Raw genomic sequence first — 17,623 nt, forward strand, 5'->3', positions numbered from 1 at the left:
AGATAATGGACCAAAATGTCAATGAAAAGGGCTGGTCGCTTGCCGTGCGCTGCGCAAAGCGGTATCGCTAGCAACATGGCAGTGCAATCAGGCAATCCCGGGTTCCCCGGAACGCACTTTCAGGTTGCGGGCCATGACCTGCACCTGGTTCATCAGCCGCAAGATCGACTCAACGCCGTTTTGCAGCTTATCGCGATGGCGCAAAAATCGATTCACATGTTTTTCTACATGTTTTGTGCCGATGAAACTGGCCGGGAGGTGCGCGACGCGCTCGTTGCTGCGGCGACACGCGGTGTGCACGTGCAATTGATTATAGACAGCTTTGGATCAACGCAGGTGAGCAATCGATTTTTCGACGCCTTGCTTGACGCTGGCGGCGACTATCACAGTTTCAGCACCCGCAAAAGCCTGGGTTACCTAATCCGTAATCACCAAAAGATGCTGATCATCGACGGCGCATACGCGCTTGTAGGCGGTTTTAATATCGCCGATCCATATTTCGGGCGTGCCGGTGACGATAGCTGGGAAGATCTCGGCATAATCGTGTCTGGCCCGCAGGCGCAACGGCTAAGCGATTATTTCGAGGAGATGGCGCACGCGTCGAACGGCGGCAACGTCAGCTTCTGGCAGATCCGCAATATCATTCGACAATGGCGACCGGGCATTGGTCAAGTGCAATGGCTGTTGGGCGGGCCAACCAACCGCATTTCGCCATGGGCACTCACGTTCAAGCGGTCATTGGATGCGGGCAAGAGATTTGACATCGTTTCCGCTTATTTTTCGCCGTCCCAAACCATACTGCGACGCCTTGCAAAGACTGCGAGACGCAACAAAGGGTCGCGCCTCGTGATGGCTGGAAAAACCGATAATGGGGCAACGATTGCCGCTGCGCGTTTGCTTTATCGCTATCTGTTGCGTCGTAAGACCCAGATTTTTGAGTATACACCGCATCCACTCCATATGAAGCTGATGGTCATTGATGACACGGTTTATATTGGCTCAGCCAATCTGGATGTCCGAAGCATGTTTATCAATTTGGAGATTATGGTGCGTATCAAGGACGCTGGCCTTGCGTTGCATATGCGAACACTGGTTGACGGACTCGTCTCCCAATCGGAAGAACAGACACGGATTTTGTTAAAGAGGCGCGACACTATTTGGAGCCGGTTTAAGTCGGGCCTTGCCTATTTCTTAGTCAATTCGGTCGATTACACCATTGGTCGGCGAATCAAATTCCGCCTGATCCGTAGCAAATAATCATTCTTTCCAGCCCCAGAACAGATGGCAAGGCAATATATTCCATAAAGCATAACCATTGTCGATCTTACGGAAATGCGGAGTCATGAAATCACGGGCACGGGCGCGGAATTGATAGACCAGAAATGCGCCGCCGGGCCGGATCGCCTTTGCTGTTTCCTCGGCGATCACGGGGCCAAGATTATTGGGAAGCGTCGAAAATGGCAGGCCAGAGAGAATATAATCGGCATGTGCAAACCCGAAATTGTTAATGATTGCGTTCACATCCGCTGCCGAACCATGGACAGCGATGAAGCGGCTATCGCGAACAGTTTGACGCAGATATGTAATAAAATCCTCGTTAAGATCAATGACCAGCAACGTCGCGTCGGGGCGCATGCGGTCCAGAATGGGCTGACAGAATGTACCGATGCCCGGGCCATATTCCACGAACAATTTGGTGTTGTCCCAGTCAACCGGCGCAAGCATTTTTTTCACGGTGAAGGATGATGACGGGATGATTGACCCGACCATCACCGGATGTTTGATAAAGCCTTTAAAGAAAACACCCCATGGGCCAAAAAAGCGGCTTGCGCGTCTTTTCATGCGGTTCAGCACCGTCGTTTTAACCAAGCTTGAAGAAATCATAGGTTGAGTCCGGGGGAAGTTGTCACGAAGCATGCTCACTCGCAAATTGATGCAGTTAGTGCAACCGCGTTTAGCAACTAACTGTTCCACCTAGGGTCAGGACCTAGCTTGCATTGCAGATCAAATCAGTCTTATGCTGCCGCCATGCCAAAGCTAAGCTGTAGCACTATATCCGTTATATTTGTGGCACAGCGCACGCAATTGGACGTCGATGGTTACGCAAGGGCTGCCGCGATGATGGAAGAACTTGCCGCACGACAAGAGGGCTATGTTGGCATGGATTCGGTGCGTGGCGCAGATGGCCTTGGTATAACGATCAGCTATTGGACGGACGAGGCCAGCGCAAAAGCATGGCGCGATCATCCCGATCACGCCGAAATTCGCGATGCTGGCCGGGACCGATGGTATTCGGATTACAGCCTGCATGTGGCGCAAGTCATAAGAAGTTATGATTGGAAAAAGCCATGAGCGCGGTTCAAGCTATCCCCAATAGCCGCGTTGTCGTGCTGTTCCTCGTGATGCTTGTCGCAGCGGCTGGCAATACCGCGATGCAGTCCGCCCTTCCCGCAATCGCTAGCGAATTGGATATGCCCGACGTGTGGGTCAGCTTGGCCTTTAGCTGGTCTGCATTGTTATGGGTTATCACTGCACCCAAATGGGCGCGCCTGTCGGATCGCCGGGGCCGCAAGCAATTGATGAGTATCGGCATCATCGGCTTTGTTGCCTCGATGGGCATGTGCGGGCTGGTGCTGTGGCTTGGGCTGGCTGGCCTGATTGGTCCAGTGGTGACCTTCATCCTGTTTGCCTTGTTCCGAAGCCTCTATGGCGGCTTTGGTTCAGCCGCCCCGCCTGCCGTTCAGGCCTATGTCGCCGCACGCACCGAACGCGTCGAGCGCACCAAGGCGCTATCAATGCTTGCATCATCTTTTGGCGTTGGCACCGTGATTGGCCCTGCCACCGCGCATTATTTTCTGTTCCCACCTTTCGGTCTGGCCGGACCGCTCATCATGTTTGCCGCCTTTGGTGTCGCCGTGTTGATTGCGTTGCATGTTCAATTGCCCAATGACACCCCGCGTTTTGAGGCTCGCGGCGCCGTTGCGACTTACCCGAATTCAGCATCCATGAATTCGCCGGATGATGAAGATGTCGATGGTGATGCTTTGGGGTCCGTGTTGCCCACCCGCGAAATCCGCCTGCCATGGCGCGATGACCGATTGGCATCTTGGTTGATTGCAGGTTTGATCGGTGGCCATGCACAGGCAATCATTTTGGGCGTGGTGGGTTTTCTGGTGCGCGACCGGCTGGGATTGCATGATCGTCCGTGGGAGGCTGTGCAAGCCAGCGGCTCGGTTATGCTGATTGGCGCAATGGCAACCTTGTTGGCACAATGGGGCCTCATCCCTATGCTGTCACTTGCCGCGAGAAGTTCCGTACTCTGGGGCGCGGGCCTCGCGTTAGTGGGCACGATCTTGACAGGCATCAGCCATGATTTTTATGGCATTAGACTCGGCTTTGCCATTGCCTCGCTTGGCTTTGGGCTGTTCCGGCCGGGCTTTACCGCAGGTGCATCTCTAGCAGTCCATCGGCATGAACAAGGCGACGTTGCGGGCAAGATCGCCTCAATCAACGGTGCGGCCTATATTTTCGCGCCTGCGGTTGGCGTTGCATTGTTCAATTATTGGGAACCCGCCACATTCATCCTGATCTCGGCGTCTTTGCTGTTCCTGATCATTTGGGGACGGCGCGCTCTGGTCGTGCCCGACGGCGCACAGTAATTGAGCCAATCCGGCTAGGGTAAGGACCACTTAAATCCACCTTCGCGGCGTCAAAATGGCTAAGATATCGAAGGAAAATGTCCGCCGCAGGCAGTCACTTCTGCCTGCAAGGGCATTTTGCTTTGAGATCGAAGCTATTTTGGCGTCCTTCGGATTTGACCCATTTTGTCCATTGCCACGTTGGCAAGCTTGGACTTAGAACCACTAAGCCTGCGCTTTGCCGCCTGGCACTGAACAGTATGGCCTCAAACCGCGAAGGTGGATTTAAGTGGTCCTGACCCTAAGACACAGATCATGCCTAATTCGGATAAAAAAAGGGCCGACCGAGGCCGACCCTGAAAAAGTCTTTAGGAGAGGATGCCTAAAAGGCCTTTCTTCTTTGGTTGGGTTTCATTTTTTTTGCAAGTGCGAACAGTGCAATAGCTGTTGCAAATGATGCAACTACAATTTATAGGTTTAGCATGTTTTTCGTGACATTTGCACGATCACGAAAGCAGAAATGTTTTGTTGCAGTGCGGCAAAATTAGGAGATGATATGCGCAGATTGCCCCCCCTACGCTCGCTGGAAGCCTTTTTGCGCGTCGCTAAGCTGGGTTCGGCAAAAGCTGCCGCGAGCGAACTCGCATTATCTCCGCCCGCGCTCAGCCGTCGTATCAAGGCGCTGGAAGACTTCATCGGCAAGTCCCTTTTTGACCGCCGCGCACAAGCGATGGTCATTAATGCGGATGGTGAGGCACTTCTGGCGGCCGTTGAACCAGCGATGGACGCAATGGCAGAGGCGGTTGACGAGCTGGCCGGTCGCGGCGGAGAATATCGCCTGCGCTTGGGGCTCTTGCCGCTTTTTGGTTCGCAAAGACTGATTCCGCGCTTGCCTGAACTGCGTAAGGCGTTCCCGAAGCTTCATATCGATGTAGACACATCTGGCCATGCTGAAAATCTGCTGGGTGATGTCGTCGACGCAGCAATTATCATCTCAGCAGACGTCGACCCCAAGCTTTACAGCGTCCGCTTAGACCGCAATCTTGTTTACGCCATCGCCTCTGAAAAATGGGCGAAGGAGCATAATGTCGAAAAGCCTGAGGACCTCGCAAAATACACCGTCATGGTCCACAGTGACATGCCGATGATATTTGACGCATGGCGGCAGGCCATGGGGGTTCCCCGCCTGAAGCCGGCTGCGATCGATAGCCTTGATAGCGGCGCATTGATGCTGGAGGCGGCCGCAAACGGCCTTGGCGTTGCTATCATGCACGGAAGCCACTTCTCCGACGCGCGCGACCCGCGCCTGACACGGCTTTTCAGTGCAGAAGTCGAAAGCCCCTACAGCTATTACTTCGTGTGTCGCCCCCGCGCGCTGAAGCAGAGAGCCGTGAAAATCTTTCACGACTGGTTGTTGAAGTCAGGCGTATAAATACAAACCTCCCCTCAACTCCCGTTCGTGACCCTAAACGCGTTTTGGCTCTAATTGCCCGTTTAACGCTAATCTGATGTGCACTTCTGGACTGGCAAGCTTCGTCATCAACCGATGGCGATGGAGCGAAGCACTTGACCCAGTCGGCGGTGGGCGTCATTGCAGAACTATGACTCAAGACGTTGCCGACATGAATTTTGAAACCGCGCTGCGTGCGCTTGAAGACATCGTCCATAAGTTGGAAAGCGGTGAGGCTCCGCTCGACGAATCCATCGCCTTGTACGAACGCGGCAATGCGTTGCGGGCCTTGTGCCAACAGCGGCTTGATACAGCAAAGGCGCGTATTGAGGCCATTGTGCAAGGGCCGGATGGATCGCCAACGGGTACAACAACATTCGATGCCGGTTGAGCAATATGGCGGCGCAAATATCATTGTTACAGGACTCACTCGCGCAAATTGCAGCGGACATTGATCACGAATTTGACGCGCTTCTGACGCTGCCCGGCGACGCGCGGGACCGCCTATATGCCGCGATGCGCCATGCGGCGATTGGCGGCGGCAAGCGCCTGCGGCCGTTGCTTGTGACTGCGACCGCGGCTCTGTTCCATGTGGACCGCGCGGTTGCCTTGCGCGTTGGCACGGCTGTCGAAGCCATTCATGTTTACTCTTTGGTGCATGACGATTTGCCCTGCATGGATGACGACGACATGCGGCGTGGCAAGCCGACAGTGCACCGCGCGTTTGATGACGCGACGGCGGTTCTGGCGGGCGATTCTCTCCATGCCTTGGCATTCGAGATACTCGCGAGCCCGCAAACACATGGCGACCCGTTCGTGCGCGGTGAGTTGGTATCTACCCTAGCATTGGCAAGCGGTCCGGAAGGCATGGCCGGCGGCCAAATGATGGACATCGAGGCCGAGAAATCCGTTGTTGATTTGCAAACCGTCATGCGCCTGCAAGCGCTGAAGACGGGTGCTCTGATTGCCGCCAGCGTCGAAATGGGCGCGATATTAGGGCATATCCCGACAGAAGGCCGAACGCATTTGCGGGGATATGCCCGGGACATTGGCCTCGCCTTTCAGATTGCCGATGACATCATGGATGTTGAAGGCGATCCTGAACTGGCAGGCAAAGCGCTTCAAAAAGACGCAGCAGCCAATAAAGGCACATTTGTATCTCTAATGGGCCTCGAACGCGCCAAGCAGCAAGCGGACATGCTTGTGCAGCAGGCCAATGACCATCTGTCGACTTATGGTGCCGAAGCCGATCTTCTGCGCGCCATTGCAAATTATATTACCGAAAGGGATCGCTAAATGACACACCGTATTGGCGTATATCCCGGCACATTTGACCCAATCACCTTGGGCCATATGGACATCATCCGGCGCGGCGCAAAATTGGTGGATGAGTTGATCATCGGCGTAACCACGAACGCGGCCAAATCCCCGATGTTTTCCGATGATGAACGGATTGCAATGGTCGAGCGGGAAGTTGCCAGCATCGGTTCGGCGCATATTCGCGTTGTCGGGTTCAACTCATTACTTATGGATTTTGCCGAAGCGCACGGCGCAAGCACCGTCATTCGCGGTATTCGCGGCGTCACGGATTTCGAATATGAATATCAACTCACGGGCATGAACCGCCAGTTGAACGACCGCGTCGAAACGCTATTTTTAATGGCCGACGTGTCACTACAACCCATTGCCTCGCGGTTGGTGAAGGAAATTGCGATTTACGGCGGCGAAATCGGGAAGTTTGTGACCCCCAATATTCGCGCCGAAGTCATTGCGCGCGTGCAAAACTTGGGCAAAAAAGGCGGTTAAGCGCTAAACTGGCTTGTGTCGCTTGCGTTCCTTAGGGTCCGGACCAAATCTCAACATCATGCCGATCCACCGCCTCGGCCAGAAGATCAAGATACAGTGCATTATCGGCCTCTTCAGAAAACGTGCACTCACGCCTGTTACCGGGCTGCGTCACATGATGCGGAATGCCGGGCAAAACCATAAGCGGAAGACGTGCCATATACCCTGCCTTACGAAAACCAGAGAAGCGATAATTTCGGGGACGACGCAGATGTCACCGGCATTCCCTAATTCCTCGTCATTCCCGCGCAGGCGGGGAACGAAGTGACCAGCGGTCAACCCAACTCCCACGCAAGAATGCACCATCCCCGTTGCTGAGAATGTCGCCGTCATGAGTTGGGTTCCCGCCTGCGCGGGAATGACGCAGAGTTTTGGGGGAAAGGCGCATGGAGCAAACTACCGTCATAGTAAAAAGCTATTTCGGGGATGACGCAGATGTCATCGGGGTTCTAAGTTTACAAACATATATGCAAAACGCGGTATTTCTGTAAACTTACCGCCACTTTGCGACGTTGGCTTACCGGGTCCGAAAGCCGGGCTGGGGTTCAACACATTCAAAGAGCCGGTCGCGCAACAATTGCGGGCGTGAAGCACAGAATCTCAAAACAAATCCTACATTGCAAGCGAAACCTGGGCACCTCCAAAAACCTCTGGCATTTGAGCGTGTGATCTGATACCAACCTGCAATGATCATAACCCACTGGCCCATTTGCGGTGCCCGATGGTCATAATGCGCCAAGGCTGATCTATGAGTTTGTTCCACGCCTCGCAGCAGAGGTCGACGATATTGTCGTGGGAAGTGAACACCCGGTTGGAGAGCCAGTTGTCGCGCATGAACTGCCAGATATTCTCAACCGGGTTGAGTTCAGGACATTTGGCCGGGAGCGCTATGATGCTGATATTGTCAGGCACGTCCAGCTTGTCAGTCATATGCCAACCGGCTTGATCCATCAGTATAACAGCGTGAGCGCCAGGAGCGACGGCGAGCGCTATTTCTGTCAGATGGAGCGTCATGGTTTCGGTATTGCAGAACGGCAGCACCAGCCCCGCGCCCTTGCCGTGCTCCGGGCAGATCGCGCCGAAGATATAGACCGATTTAGTTCGCTGATCTTTGGGTGCCGATGGCCGCGTCCCGCGACGGGCCCAGCGCCGCGTGATCTTGTTCTTCTGCCCGATCCGCGCTTCGTCCTGAAACCAGATCTCTATCGGCGTGCCCTTCGGGAGAGATCTTCTGACCTTTGCCAGCTCGGCGGCAAAGCCCCCTTTTTAAAGGCCTCCATCGCAAGCTCGTTTTGCGCGTGGTGGCGAGGCCGTGCCGTTAGTTTGACATAACCCAGTCTCTTCAGTTCACGCCCGACGGTCGTTGTATCAAGCGAGACCGCAAATTCGTCATAAAGCCACCGGGTCAAATCAATCAGTCGCCAGCGAACAACGCCATGGATCGAGGGGATCGGGCCGGACTCGACCATTTCGACAAGCGCACGGCGCTGGGCATCATTGAGCAGCGATTGTCTTCCAGGCGCTTTGCCATCTAGCAGCCCATCAGGACCACGCGCATTAAAGCGAAGCACCCAGTCACGCACAATCTGCAAGCCAACACCGCCGATCCGCGCCGCCGTTGTCCGGCGGCCGCCGTCATAAATCTCAGCCAATGCCAAAAGCCGCCGCGCCTGGTTCGCACTTTTCGACTTCCGCGCCAGTCGCCTCAAGGCAGTGCCGTCAAAATCATCCCGCAAGCTAATCGCTGATCCCATGTCACGTCCTCCAAATGAAGAGCAACATAGAATCAGACTTTCCACCGTTTGGGAATCCCAAATCTGAGTCAGCCTCAGCGCAGCTTGGTATGATTCAACGGTCCCCATCGGGAGGCGATTATGAAGCAGGCGGGTTTGTTCGGTTTATCGGATCATTTGAAGCGGCTTTCGGCCAATGGCGATCCGCTTGAGGCGCTGGGGCGGATAGTTGATTTTGAAGGCTTTCGTGTGATCCTGGACAATGCACTGGCTTATTCGGACGGTTCGAAGGGTGGCAGACCGCCCTATGACTGCGTATCGATGTTCAAGATCCTTATTCTGGCGGCGCAGAACAATGTGGCCGATGCCCGCATGGAGTATCTGATCCGTGATCGGTTGAGCTGGCTGCGTTTTCTGGGCTTTGATCTTGGAGCGCCAACGCCTGATGCCAACACGATCCGGCTATTCCGGGAGAAGTTGACCGATGCCGGAACCTTGCAGGTGCTGTTTGACGCCTTTGACCACCGGCTGCGAACCAATGGATATCTGGCAATGGGCGGCCAGATCGTCGATGCAACGCTGATTGCAGCCCCCAAGCAGCGCAATACGCAAGACGAGAAGGATGCAATCAAAACGGGCAAGACGGCACAGGAAGTCTGGCCCGACCAACCCGCCAAGGCTGCGCAGAAAGACACAGATGCGCGCTGGACGGTGAAGTTTGCCAAAGCGCGCATGGCTGCGAACGGCAAGCCGCAGATCGACATTGCGATCCCAAGCTTTGGCTACAAGAATCATATAGCTATCGATCAGCGCTTCGGGTTCATCCGCAAGGCTGTGGTCACGCACGGCGCGCGTCATGATGGATCACAACTGCGCGAAGTGGTCACGACAAACAACACTGCATCTGATGTGTGGGGCGACACCGCTTACCGGTCCAAGACCAATGAAGCGTGGCTTGCAGCCCATGGCCGGGTCAGCCGCATCCACCGCAAGAAGCCAAAGGGCAAGCCACGGTCAGAAGCGCTTCGTGCAGCCAACCGAACAAAGTCGAAGATACGTGCAAGGGTCGAGCACGTCTTTGCGCAGCAAAAGGCGCATATGGGACTGTTCATCCGCACCATCGGCATCAAGCGTGCCGAGACGAAGATCATGCTCGCCAATCTTGCGTACAATATGCAGCGCCTGCTGTTCCACGAACGACGAGCGGCGACAGGATAATTGTGTCCAAAATCCAGAAATAGGGGCCAAAACAGCGGCAATAGAGCCAATCTCAGCCCGAAATGCACCGATCAGGTGCCTGCAACGCGCATATCGAGGCCGCTTGACCAAAATCAACGGTTAATGGAGGTGCCCAGCTCTGTCCCCCGGACAGAGCCAAAAGCCGCGCTGGGTGGGGCCTGTCGGCGTTGCGCAAGCCTATATGCCCCACCCCAACCCCGTGGAGGGGGACTAGTCCCTCCACGCCTGAAGGGGAGCGGCTTAATTTCGCAATATGCAACGCAGCAAGATTATTTCGGGGGATGACGCACCTGTCACCGTAATTCTAGATATGGAAGCTAAAACCGGACTGAGACTCGCACCGGAAAAGCGCGGACCAAAGCCAAAGCAACAGTGCACCTGATTAGGGGTTATTGCACGTGTCACCGTAATTATTTCGGAAAATGAACTCCGGCGTCTTGTAGATACTATTTTTCGGAACAATTATGACACCTCCAGGTTTTTCTTGGATAGTTTTACGCAAAGAAGTTCCAGTCATTATTTTTCACCTAATATCTGAACAGATTGTACAACCATAACTCCATCAAAAACAACTGGAGATTTACACTTTACTTTTCCCCGCCACTGAAGTACGTTTAATTTTATTTTTTTTCAACTAGTAATGGGTAAAAATTGGATTCCAAAGGGAAATATACAAAATACATATCGACTTTTTTTATTAAATCGTTATCTATTATTGCAATTCTCGTTCGTATTGTGTCGTATAGATATACTTGTGAGTAAAATATACTTGTCTTTTCTACGTCACCCAGCTTGATATCACATTCATCAAGCGATAAATTGTCGCCATATTTGTCTTTACCCCATTGATAATTATCATTATGCCATTTAAAATATTCAAATGAATTTGGATTTTTTGGCTCATACCAACCTGCAATGATCATAACCCACTGGCCCATTTGCGGTGCCCGATGGTCATAATGCGCCAAGGCTGATCTATGAGTTTGTTCCACGCCTCGCAGCAGAGGTCGACGATATTGTCGTGGGAAGTGAACACCCGGTTGGAGAGCCAGTTGTCGCGCATGAACTGCCAGATATTCTCAACCGGGTTGAGTTCAGGACATTTGGCCGGGAGCGCTATGATGCTGATATTGTCAGGCACGTCCAGCTTGTCAGTCATATGCCAACCGGCTTGATCCATCAGTATAACAGCGTGAGCGCCAGGAGCGACGGCGAGCGCTATTTCTGTCAGATGGAGCGTCATGGTTTCGGTATTGCAGAACGGCAGCACCAGCCCCGCGCCCTTGCCGTGCTCCGGGCAGATCGCGCCGAAGATATAGACCGATTTAGTTCGCTGATCTTTGGGTGCCGATGGCCGCGTCCCGCGACGGGCCCAGCGCCGCGTGATCTTGTTCTTCTGCCCGATCCGCGCTTCGTCCTGAAACCAGATCTCTATCGGCGTGCCCTTCGGGAGAGATCTTCTGACCTTTGCCAGCTCGGCGGCAAAGCCCCCTTTTTAAAGGCCTCCATCGCAAGCTCGTTTTGCGCGTGGTGGCGAGGCCGTGCCGTTAGTTTGACATAACCCAGTCTCTTCAGTTCACGCCCGACGGTCGTTGTATCAAGCGAGACCGCAAATTCGTCATAAAGCCACCGGGTCAAATCAATCAGTCGCCAGCGAACAACGCCATGGATCGAGGGGATCGGGCCGGACTCGACCATTTCGACAAGCGCACGGCGCTGGGCATCATTGAGCAGCGATTGTCTTCCAGGCGCTTTGCCATCTAGCAGCCCATCAGGACCACGCGCATTAAAGCGAAGCACCCAGTCACGCACAATCTGCAAGCCAACACCGCCGATCCGCGCCGCCGTTGTCCGGCGGCCGCCGTCATAAATCTCAGCCAATGCCAAAAGCCGCCGCGCCTGGTTCGCACTTTTCGACTTCCGCGCCAGTCGCCTCAAGGCAGTGCCGTCAAAATCATCCCGCAAGCTAATCGCTGATCCCATGTCACGTCCTCCAAATGAAGAACAACATAGAATCAGACTTTCCACCGTTTGGGAATCCCAAATCTGAGTCAGCCTCAGCGCAGCTTGGTATCAGTGTCACATGAAGCAATCAAGGGCAAAAGGGAGACAAAAATCAAGTATTTCATAAATAATTCTGCCTTAAAAATGCACTATTCTTAAAAACAGCAATGTCTGGGCCTCCCAAATCATCAGACAGTAACACACTGTAGTTACGGTTGAACAGCAACAACAAAATACCTTTGGCAAATAACAATAAGCAAAACGGAATCATTACCCAACCTCTTCCAAAGTCTTCAGTCTCCGTTGCGCCTCGGTAAGACCATATTGCTTTGGTCCCGACTGAGCCGGAACCACCCGCCCGCTGGTCCCATTGCCCACGGGCGGCGTATACACCCACATCGTCCCCCCGCTGTCGGACGCGGCTTGGCGGTACAGCTTCTTCGCTGCGGCGAGGTCACGCGCAACGCCAGCCCCTTCTTCAAAGCGTATCCCCAAATCCAACTGCGCCTGCTTATCCCCCGTCGATGCGCGCGCCGCCAAAGCCTGCACCGCCGGATCAGCGCCGCCGGGCTTTAACGACACACCCATATATTGCTGGCTCGCGCATCCGCTCAACAACATCGCCGCCGCCAAAAGCGCCGAGAGGCAAGGCAAATTGGCATTGGTCTTCATCCGCATCGCCCCCTCCCCGACTCGATATAAGTCCACTTTGCGTAGCATAATGGACCAATCCGCCAGATTGGCAAGTAACGTCATGGAGTTAAACCTAAATTTTACAATTCGATACGCGCTTTAGGATCAGGACCACTTAAATCCACCTTCGCGGCGTCAAAATGGCCTCAAACCGCGAAGGTGGATTTAAGAAGTCCTGACCTTAGGTTTTGGGGGCGGTGGTAGTTCGAGATATTCCTCCGGCACATAAATGGCATAGGTCGCCAGCCGGATTTCACGAACGAACTGGAACAGGCAGGCAGATAGCAACGCCAGGGCGAGCATGAACAACGCCACGGCGACCCAAGCAGCGGGCGTGTTGGTGAGCCCTAACACAAACAGCGCGACAATCATCACGCATACCGAAATGGCCGACAGGACCGCAAACAATATCGACGAACCCACGACGCGCATGCGCTTTTCGATGATCCGCAATTCCCGCACGATGCGTTCGTGCGCTATTCCTTCGGTGTTGGGGTATTGGCGTTGCAAATCGCGTGAGCGGTCTACGATGCGCGCCAGTCGGCCAGTCAGAACATTGAGCAGACTGCCTACCGCGACCAGCAGGAAAGCAGGTGTCAGTGCCGTCTGCAGAACAGAAATGACAGCGGCAAGATCAGGGCCGAATCTACCTTCCATTTTGCTTCTCCGCCGCCAAAGCGCGCAAGTCGGTTTTGAGCAATTTACCAATATGACTGCGCGGCATTTCGTCGATGGTGTAGAGCACCGAAATCCGCTGCGTCTTGCCAAGCTGCCCGTTCACACGCGCAAGAATGGAGTCAGGCGATGCCGCCGCGTCCGTCAACCGCACAAAGCCAACGGGCGTTTCGCCCCATGTTTCCGAAGGCATGCCAACCACAGCAGCCTCGGTCACTTCGGGCTGCGCCTCCAACAATTCCTCAAGGTCTTTCGGGTAAATGTTGAAGCCACCGGAAATGATCATGTCCTTGGCACGGCCCACAATCGAGACGAAGCCATCCGCGTCAACAATGCCAATATCTCCGGTTTTCAGCCAAATATTGCCATCCTCGTCACGCCACTCCATCTCGCGTGTTTTTTCTGGTTGGTTTTTGTAACCGGACATCATGGTAGGCGACCGGCCGGTAAGCACGCCTTTGGAACCGGCGGGCAGGCGATTGTCATCCTCGTCCAATACGATCAGTTCATGGCCCGTGACTGGCTGCCCCACGGTATGCAGCTTGTTGGGATGATGATGCGCCTGTAACATGCACACAACACCTCCTTCGGTCATACCGTAAATCTCGACAAGGCCGCCGGGCCAACGCTGAAGCACATCAGCCTTCAACTCCGCGGCAAAAGGCGCGCTGGTGCAGAATTTTACGATGAAGCTGCTGAGATCGTAACGATCAAATTCCGCATGCGTCAGTAGCCGTGAATATTGCACTGGCACGAGCATGGTGTGCGTGGTCTGATCGGTCTGCGCATGGTCAAGATAGGCCAGAGCATCAAATTTCTCCATGATCCGCGCAAAACCGCCATGACAGATCGTTGGCAGAAATACCGCCAATGTCGTGTTCGAATATAAAGGCGTCGAGACCAAGGACCGCGTATCGCGGTTGTAGATTGACTTGAATCCCCCTGCCATCTGGTGCCAGCGCATACCGTGCGAATGGATAATGCCCTTGGGCGTTCCTGTGGTTCCACTCGAATAAATGATGTTGAACGGGTCCGTCGCAGCGGGCGGCGTCGCGTCAAAACGCGCGCCTTCCTCTGCCATCCAGTCGGCCAGTGCCGGATGGTCATCAACGGCATTTTCAAGCATGACAATTTTGACATTGCCCAGCGCGACCCCTTCAAGATCAGCCAATTTCGCAGCATCGACGAACAAATGCATCGCGCCGGAATCTTTGAACATCGCGGCCAACTGCGCGGGCGTTGCCGATGTGGTCAATGGTGCAGCGCAGCCCCCTGCGCGCACAACGGCAAGATACACCAACGCATAGGGAATATTGCTGGTGCCCAATATGGCAACCGCTTGACCCCGCTGTAGCCCGTCGCGCTGTAGCACTGCGGCTATCCGCGCGGTTGCTTGCGCAACTTCGCGCCACGTCAGTTCGGAACTGCTATCGGCAAGCGCGCGTGCATCAGGCTTTTCTTCGCCCCAAGCGCCAATGAGCGCGCCGAAATCACCAAATGATTTTTCCAGTTCGCCATCTATAAACATGTAAAATCCCGTCTCCCGTTCGCCGGTTGATCTGCAGACTTAGCGCGATATACAAAAGTTGCATTGCCTAATTTTCGAAAGCAACGCCGAGGTTAAGATTTCTGGTATCGCCAACCACAAAAGACTGTGGAAAAACGTCGATTTTAGCGCGCTTTTCCTTGGGTTTCTTGGGCTTTGGGCCTACAGTGCTCCGATGACTGAAGAAACAACGGAAACCCCGCAATTTAACCCCTCTGCGGACAGCGCAGCCAACCCCAATCAGAATGAATATGGTGCAGACAGCATCAAGGTTCTGAAGGGCCTCGACGCGGTTCGTAAGCGCCCCGGCATGTATATTGGCGACACGGATGACGGCAGCGGCCTGCACCACATGGTGTTCGAAGTTTCCGACAATGCCATTGACGAGGCGCTGGCGGGACATTGCGACCTTGTGCTGATCGAACTGAACCCCGATGGTTCGGTTTCTGTCGAAGATAATGGCCGCGGCATTCCAACCGGCATGCATAAGGAAGAGGGCGTTTCCGCCGCAGAGGTCATCATGACTCAGCTGCACGCTGGCGGCAAGTTCGAGAACACGTCCGACGACAATGCCTATAAGGTGTCGGGCGGATTGCATGGCGTTGGTGTGTCGGTGGTGAACGCACTTTCCGAGTTTTTGGAACTCATCATCTGGCGCGAAGGCAAAGAGCATTGGATGCGTTTTGAGCATGGTGATGCCGTTGGCCCCTTGGTTGTGCGCGGGGACGCCCCGATGGTCAATGGCAAGCCCAAAAAGGGCACACGCGTTACCTTCATGGCGTCCACCAACACGTTTAAAAACGTGCTGGAATTTGACTTTGATAAGCTTGAGCATCGCTACCGCGAACTGGCGTTCTTGAACTCGGGCGTGCGCATATTGCTGCGCGACAACCGGCATTCCGATGTCAAAGAACATGACCTTTATTATGAAGGCGGCATTGGCGCGTTCGTAAAATATCTGGATCGCAACAAGGCGGCCTTGCTGGCCGATCCCATCACGATCACGTCAAACCGCGACGGCATTGGTATTGACGTCGCGTTAGAGTGGAACGACAGCTATTACGAAAACGTATTGTGCTTCACCAATAACATTCCGCAACGTGACGGCGGCACCCATTTGGCGGCGTTCCGTTCGGCGCTCACGCGCACCTTGAACAACTATGCCGAGAAATCGGGTGTGTTAAAGAAAGAGAAAGTCACGCTGACCGGCGATGACATGCGTGAAGGGCTGACGGCCATTGTATCGGTCAAGCTGCCTGATCCAAAATTCTCGTCACAAACGAAGGACAAATTGGTCTCCTCCGAAGTGCGCCAGCCGATGGAAAGCCTGATGGCAGACCGGATGAGTGAGTGGCTGGAGGAAAATCCCGGCCATGCGCGCACGGTCATTCAAAAAGTAATCGACGCCGCTGCCGCCCGCGAGGCTGCGCGCAAAGCACGTGAAGCAAGCCGTAAATCGGTGATGAGCGTTGCATCCCTGCCCGGCAAGCTTGCCGATTGTCAGGAGAAGGATCCTGCCAAGTCCGAACTGTTCCTGGTCGAGGGTGACTCGGCAGGCGGATCAGCCAAGCAAGGCCGCGACCGCCATTATCAGGCGATTTTGCCGCTGAAGGGTAAGATCCTGAACGTGGAACGCGCACGCTTTGACCGGATGCTGTCGTCAAAGGAAGTCGGCACGCTGATTCAAGCCATGGGCACAGGCATTGGACGCGAAGATTTCAACATTGAGAAATTGCGCTATCACAAGATCGTGATCATGACCGACGCTGACGTTGACGGTTCGCATATTCGCACATTGCTGCTCACATTCTTCTACCGCCAGATGCCAGAAATCATTGAAAACGGGCATCTTTTCATTGCGCAGCCACCTTTATACAAGGTCGCGAAGGGCCGCAGCGAAATATATGTGAAGGACGACAAGGCACTGGATGACCATCTGGCCGAGCTTGGCCTTAACGGCGTTATATTAGAAGGCGCAGGCGGACAACGCGCCGGCGCTGATCTGGGCGCATTAGTCGACCACGCACGCCGTATGCGCAGCCTGATGGCCTTTGTCCCGCGCCGTTACGACCCTACAATTGTCGAGGCCATGGCGCTCACGGGCGCGCTGGACCCCGAAGCCACCGACCGCACCGCCGCCGTTGCCAAGGCGGCTGCGTGGATGGCTGCGCAAGATGTGGAGGGTAAATGGTCGGGCCGCGTGTCCGAAGATGGCGGCTATCATTTCGAACGCCTCTGGCGCGGAGTGACTGATCATCACATCATTGAGGCCGCATTCCTGATGTCTGCCGAAGCCCGCAAGCTGCACAAATTGGCAAGCGAAGAGACCGCCAGCTATGAAACTCCAGCGCGGCTCGTTAAAGTCTCTGCCGCGACTGCCGAAACGGTTGACGAGGTCGAGAGCGATGAAGAGGCTGGTGACGCAGTTGGCGATCAAGCGAAGCGCGCAACCACTGCGGTGAGCGTCGGTAACAAGGGCGCAATTACGCGTCCGTCAGAATTGCTGGAGGCGATATTGATTGCCGGCCGCAAAGGACTGTCGATTTCGCGGTATAAGGGTCTTGGCGAAATGAATGCCGAACAATTGTGGGAAACCACGCTTGACCCCGATCATCGCTCGTTGCTGCGCGTGGAGATTGATCAGGCCGACCTTGCCGACGACATTTTCACGAAACTGATGGGTGAAGTGGTGGAACCACGGCGCGACTTCATTGTCGAAAATGCCCTCAATGTCGCCAATCTGGACGTGTAGACGGCACAGCATCGCGGCGCTAGGGTCAGGACCACGGGTTTTCGGATA

General features: G+C 54.6%; 17 protein-coding genes. 9 read left to right on the forward strand and 8 right to left on the reverse strand.

Going from position 1 to position 17,623, the window contains the following annotated elements:
- Window positions 1-21 precede the first annotated feature (21 nt).
- Entirely contained in the window at window positions 22-1,257 is a 1,236-nt protein-coding gene (locus HEQ18_RS07050; protein ID WP_432814180.1) for a phospholipase D-like domain-containing protein, read from the forward strand.
- Here HEQ18_RS07050 and HEQ18_RS07055 read toward each other — a convergent pair whose 3' ends face one another.
- On the reverse strand, window positions 1,258-1,842 hold the full coding sequence (locus HEQ18_RS07055) for a class I SAM-dependent methyltransferase (protein ID WP_432814181.1): 585 nt from the start codon (window positions 1,840-1,842) through the stop codon (window positions 1,258-1,260).
- 225 nt (window positions 1,843-2,067) lie between these two features.
- Between HEQ18_RS07055 and HEQ18_RS07060 the strand changes: the two genes are divergently transcribed.
- The 6 genes from HEQ18_RS07060 (at window position 2,068) to coaD (ending at window position 6,894) form a co-directional block, all read left to right on the forward strand.
- Window positions 2,068-2,352: an antibiotic biosynthesis monooxygenase family protein gene (locus tag HEQ18_RS07060; RefSeq protein ID WP_432814182.1), complete on the forward strand. Its 285-nt coding sequence runs from the start codon at window positions 2,068-2,070 to the stop codon at window positions 2,350-2,352.
- Complete coding sequence (locus HEQ18_RS07065) at window positions 2,349-3,659, forward strand: MFS transporter (RefSeq protein WP_432814183.1); 1,311 nt, start codon at window positions 2,349-2,351, stop codon at window positions 3,657-3,659. The genes HEQ18_RS07060 and HEQ18_RS07065 overlap by 4 nt, the downstream gene beginning before the upstream one ends.
- 535 nt (window positions 3,660-4,194) lie before the next feature.
- Complete coding sequence (locus tag HEQ18_RS07070) at window positions 4,195-5,070, forward strand: LysR substrate-binding domain-containing protein (protein ID WP_296199680.1); 876 nt, start codon at window positions 4,195-4,197, stop codon at window positions 5,068-5,070.
- Between the two features lie 169 nt (window positions 5,071-5,239).
- Window positions 5,240-5,479, forward strand: coding sequence for an exodeoxyribonuclease VII small subunit (locus tag HEQ18_RS07075; RefSeq protein ID WP_295442584.1), 240 nt, complete (start codon window positions 5,240-5,242; stop codon window positions 5,477-5,479).
- 5 nt (window positions 5,480-5,484) lie between these two features.
- Complete coding sequence (locus tag HEQ18_RS07080) at window positions 5,485-6,384, forward strand: polyprenyl synthetase family protein (protein WP_432814184.1); 900 nt, start codon at window positions 5,485-5,487, stop codon at window positions 6,382-6,384.
- A complete protein-coding gene (gene coaD / locus HEQ18_RS07085) occupies window positions 6,385-6,894 on the forward strand; it encodes a pantetheine-phosphate adenylyltransferase (RefSeq protein ID WP_432814185.1) in 510 nt (169 codons plus the stop codon).
- A gap of 31 nt (window positions 6,895-6,925) precedes the next feature.
- On the opposite strand, the gene HEQ18_RS07090 is transcribed toward coaD, so the two are convergent.
- Together HEQ18_RS07090 and HEQ18_RS07095 are read right to left on the reverse strand one after the other, a co-directional pair.
- Window positions 6,926-7,093: a hypothetical protein gene (locus tag HEQ18_RS07090; protein WP_432814186.1), complete on the reverse strand. Its 168-nt coding sequence runs from the start codon at window positions 7,091-7,093 to the stop codon at window positions 6,926-6,928.
- Window positions 7,094-7,623: 530 nt separating this feature from the next.
- A protein-coding gene (locus tag HEQ18_RS07095; RefSeq protein WP_432814187.1) for an IS630 family transposase occupies window positions 7,624-8,687 on the reverse strand; the annotation gives its coding sequence in 2 pieces (ribosomal slippage) (window positions 7,624-8,193 and window positions 8,196-8,687; 1,062 coding nt in all).
- 120 nt (window positions 8,688-8,807) lie between these two features.
- Between HEQ18_RS07095 and HEQ18_RS07100 the strand changes: the two genes are divergently transcribed.
- On the forward strand, window positions 8,808-9,884 hold the full coding sequence (locus HEQ18_RS07100; RefSeq protein WP_432814106.1) for an IS5 family transposase: 1,077 nt from the start codon (window positions 8,808-8,810) through the stop codon (window positions 9,882-9,884).
- A gap of 641 nt (window positions 9,885-10,525) precedes the next feature.
- Here the strand turns inward: HEQ18_RS07100 and HEQ18_RS07105 are convergent.
- The 5 genes from HEQ18_RS07105 to HEQ18_RS07125 form a co-directional block, all read right to left on the reverse strand.
- Window positions 10,526-10,828, reverse strand: coding sequence for a hypothetical protein (locus HEQ18_RS07105; RefSeq protein ID WP_432814188.1), 303 nt, complete (start codon window positions 10,826-10,828; stop codon window positions 10,526-10,528).
- Window positions 10,825-11,888 (reverse strand): IS630 family transposase gene (locus HEQ18_RS07110; RefSeq protein WP_432814187.1). Its coding sequence is split into 2 segments (ribosomal slippage): window positions 10,825-11,394 and window positions 11,397-11,888, totalling 1,062 coding nucleotides; the frame shifts between segments, so codons are not numbered across the junction. The genes HEQ18_RS07105 and HEQ18_RS07110 overlap by 4 nt, the downstream gene beginning before the upstream one ends.
- 291 nt (window positions 11,889-12,179) lie before the next feature.
- The gene (locus HEQ18_RS07115) at window positions 12,180-12,587 is read right to left on the reverse strand and encodes a hypothetical protein (protein WP_432814189.1); all 408 of its coding nucleotides are present in this window, start codon (window positions 12,585-12,587) and stop codon (window positions 12,180-12,182) included.
- Window positions 12,588-12,767: 180 nt separating this feature from the next.
- Window positions 12,768-13,259, reverse strand: a complete 492-nt coding sequence (locus tag HEQ18_RS07120; RefSeq protein ID WP_432814190.1) for a DUF2721 domain-containing protein — start codon at window positions 13,257-13,259, stop codon at window positions 12,768-12,770.
- On the reverse strand, window positions 13,249-14,805 hold the full coding sequence (locus tag HEQ18_RS07125) for a class I adenylate-forming enzyme family protein (RefSeq protein ID WP_432814191.1): 1,557 nt from the start codon (window positions 14,803-14,805) through the stop codon (window positions 13,249-13,251). The genes HEQ18_RS07120 and HEQ18_RS07125 overlap by 11 nt, the downstream gene beginning before the upstream one ends.
- 193 nt (window positions 14,806-14,998) lie before the next feature.
- Here HEQ18_RS07125 and gyrB point away from each other — a divergent pair, with 193 nt between their 5' ends.
- A complete protein-coding gene (gyrB, locus tag HEQ18_RS07130; protein WP_432814192.1) occupies window positions 14,999-17,575 on the forward strand; it encodes a DNA topoisomerase (ATP-hydrolyzing) subunit B in 2,577 nt (858 codons plus the stop codon).
- Window positions 17,576-17,623: the final 48 nt, after the last annotated feature.

The organism is Sphingorhabdus sp., from assembly GCF_050921905.1.
GTDB lineage: Bacteria > Pseudomonadota > Alphaproteobacteria > Sphingomonadales > Sphingomonadaceae > Sphingorhabdus_B.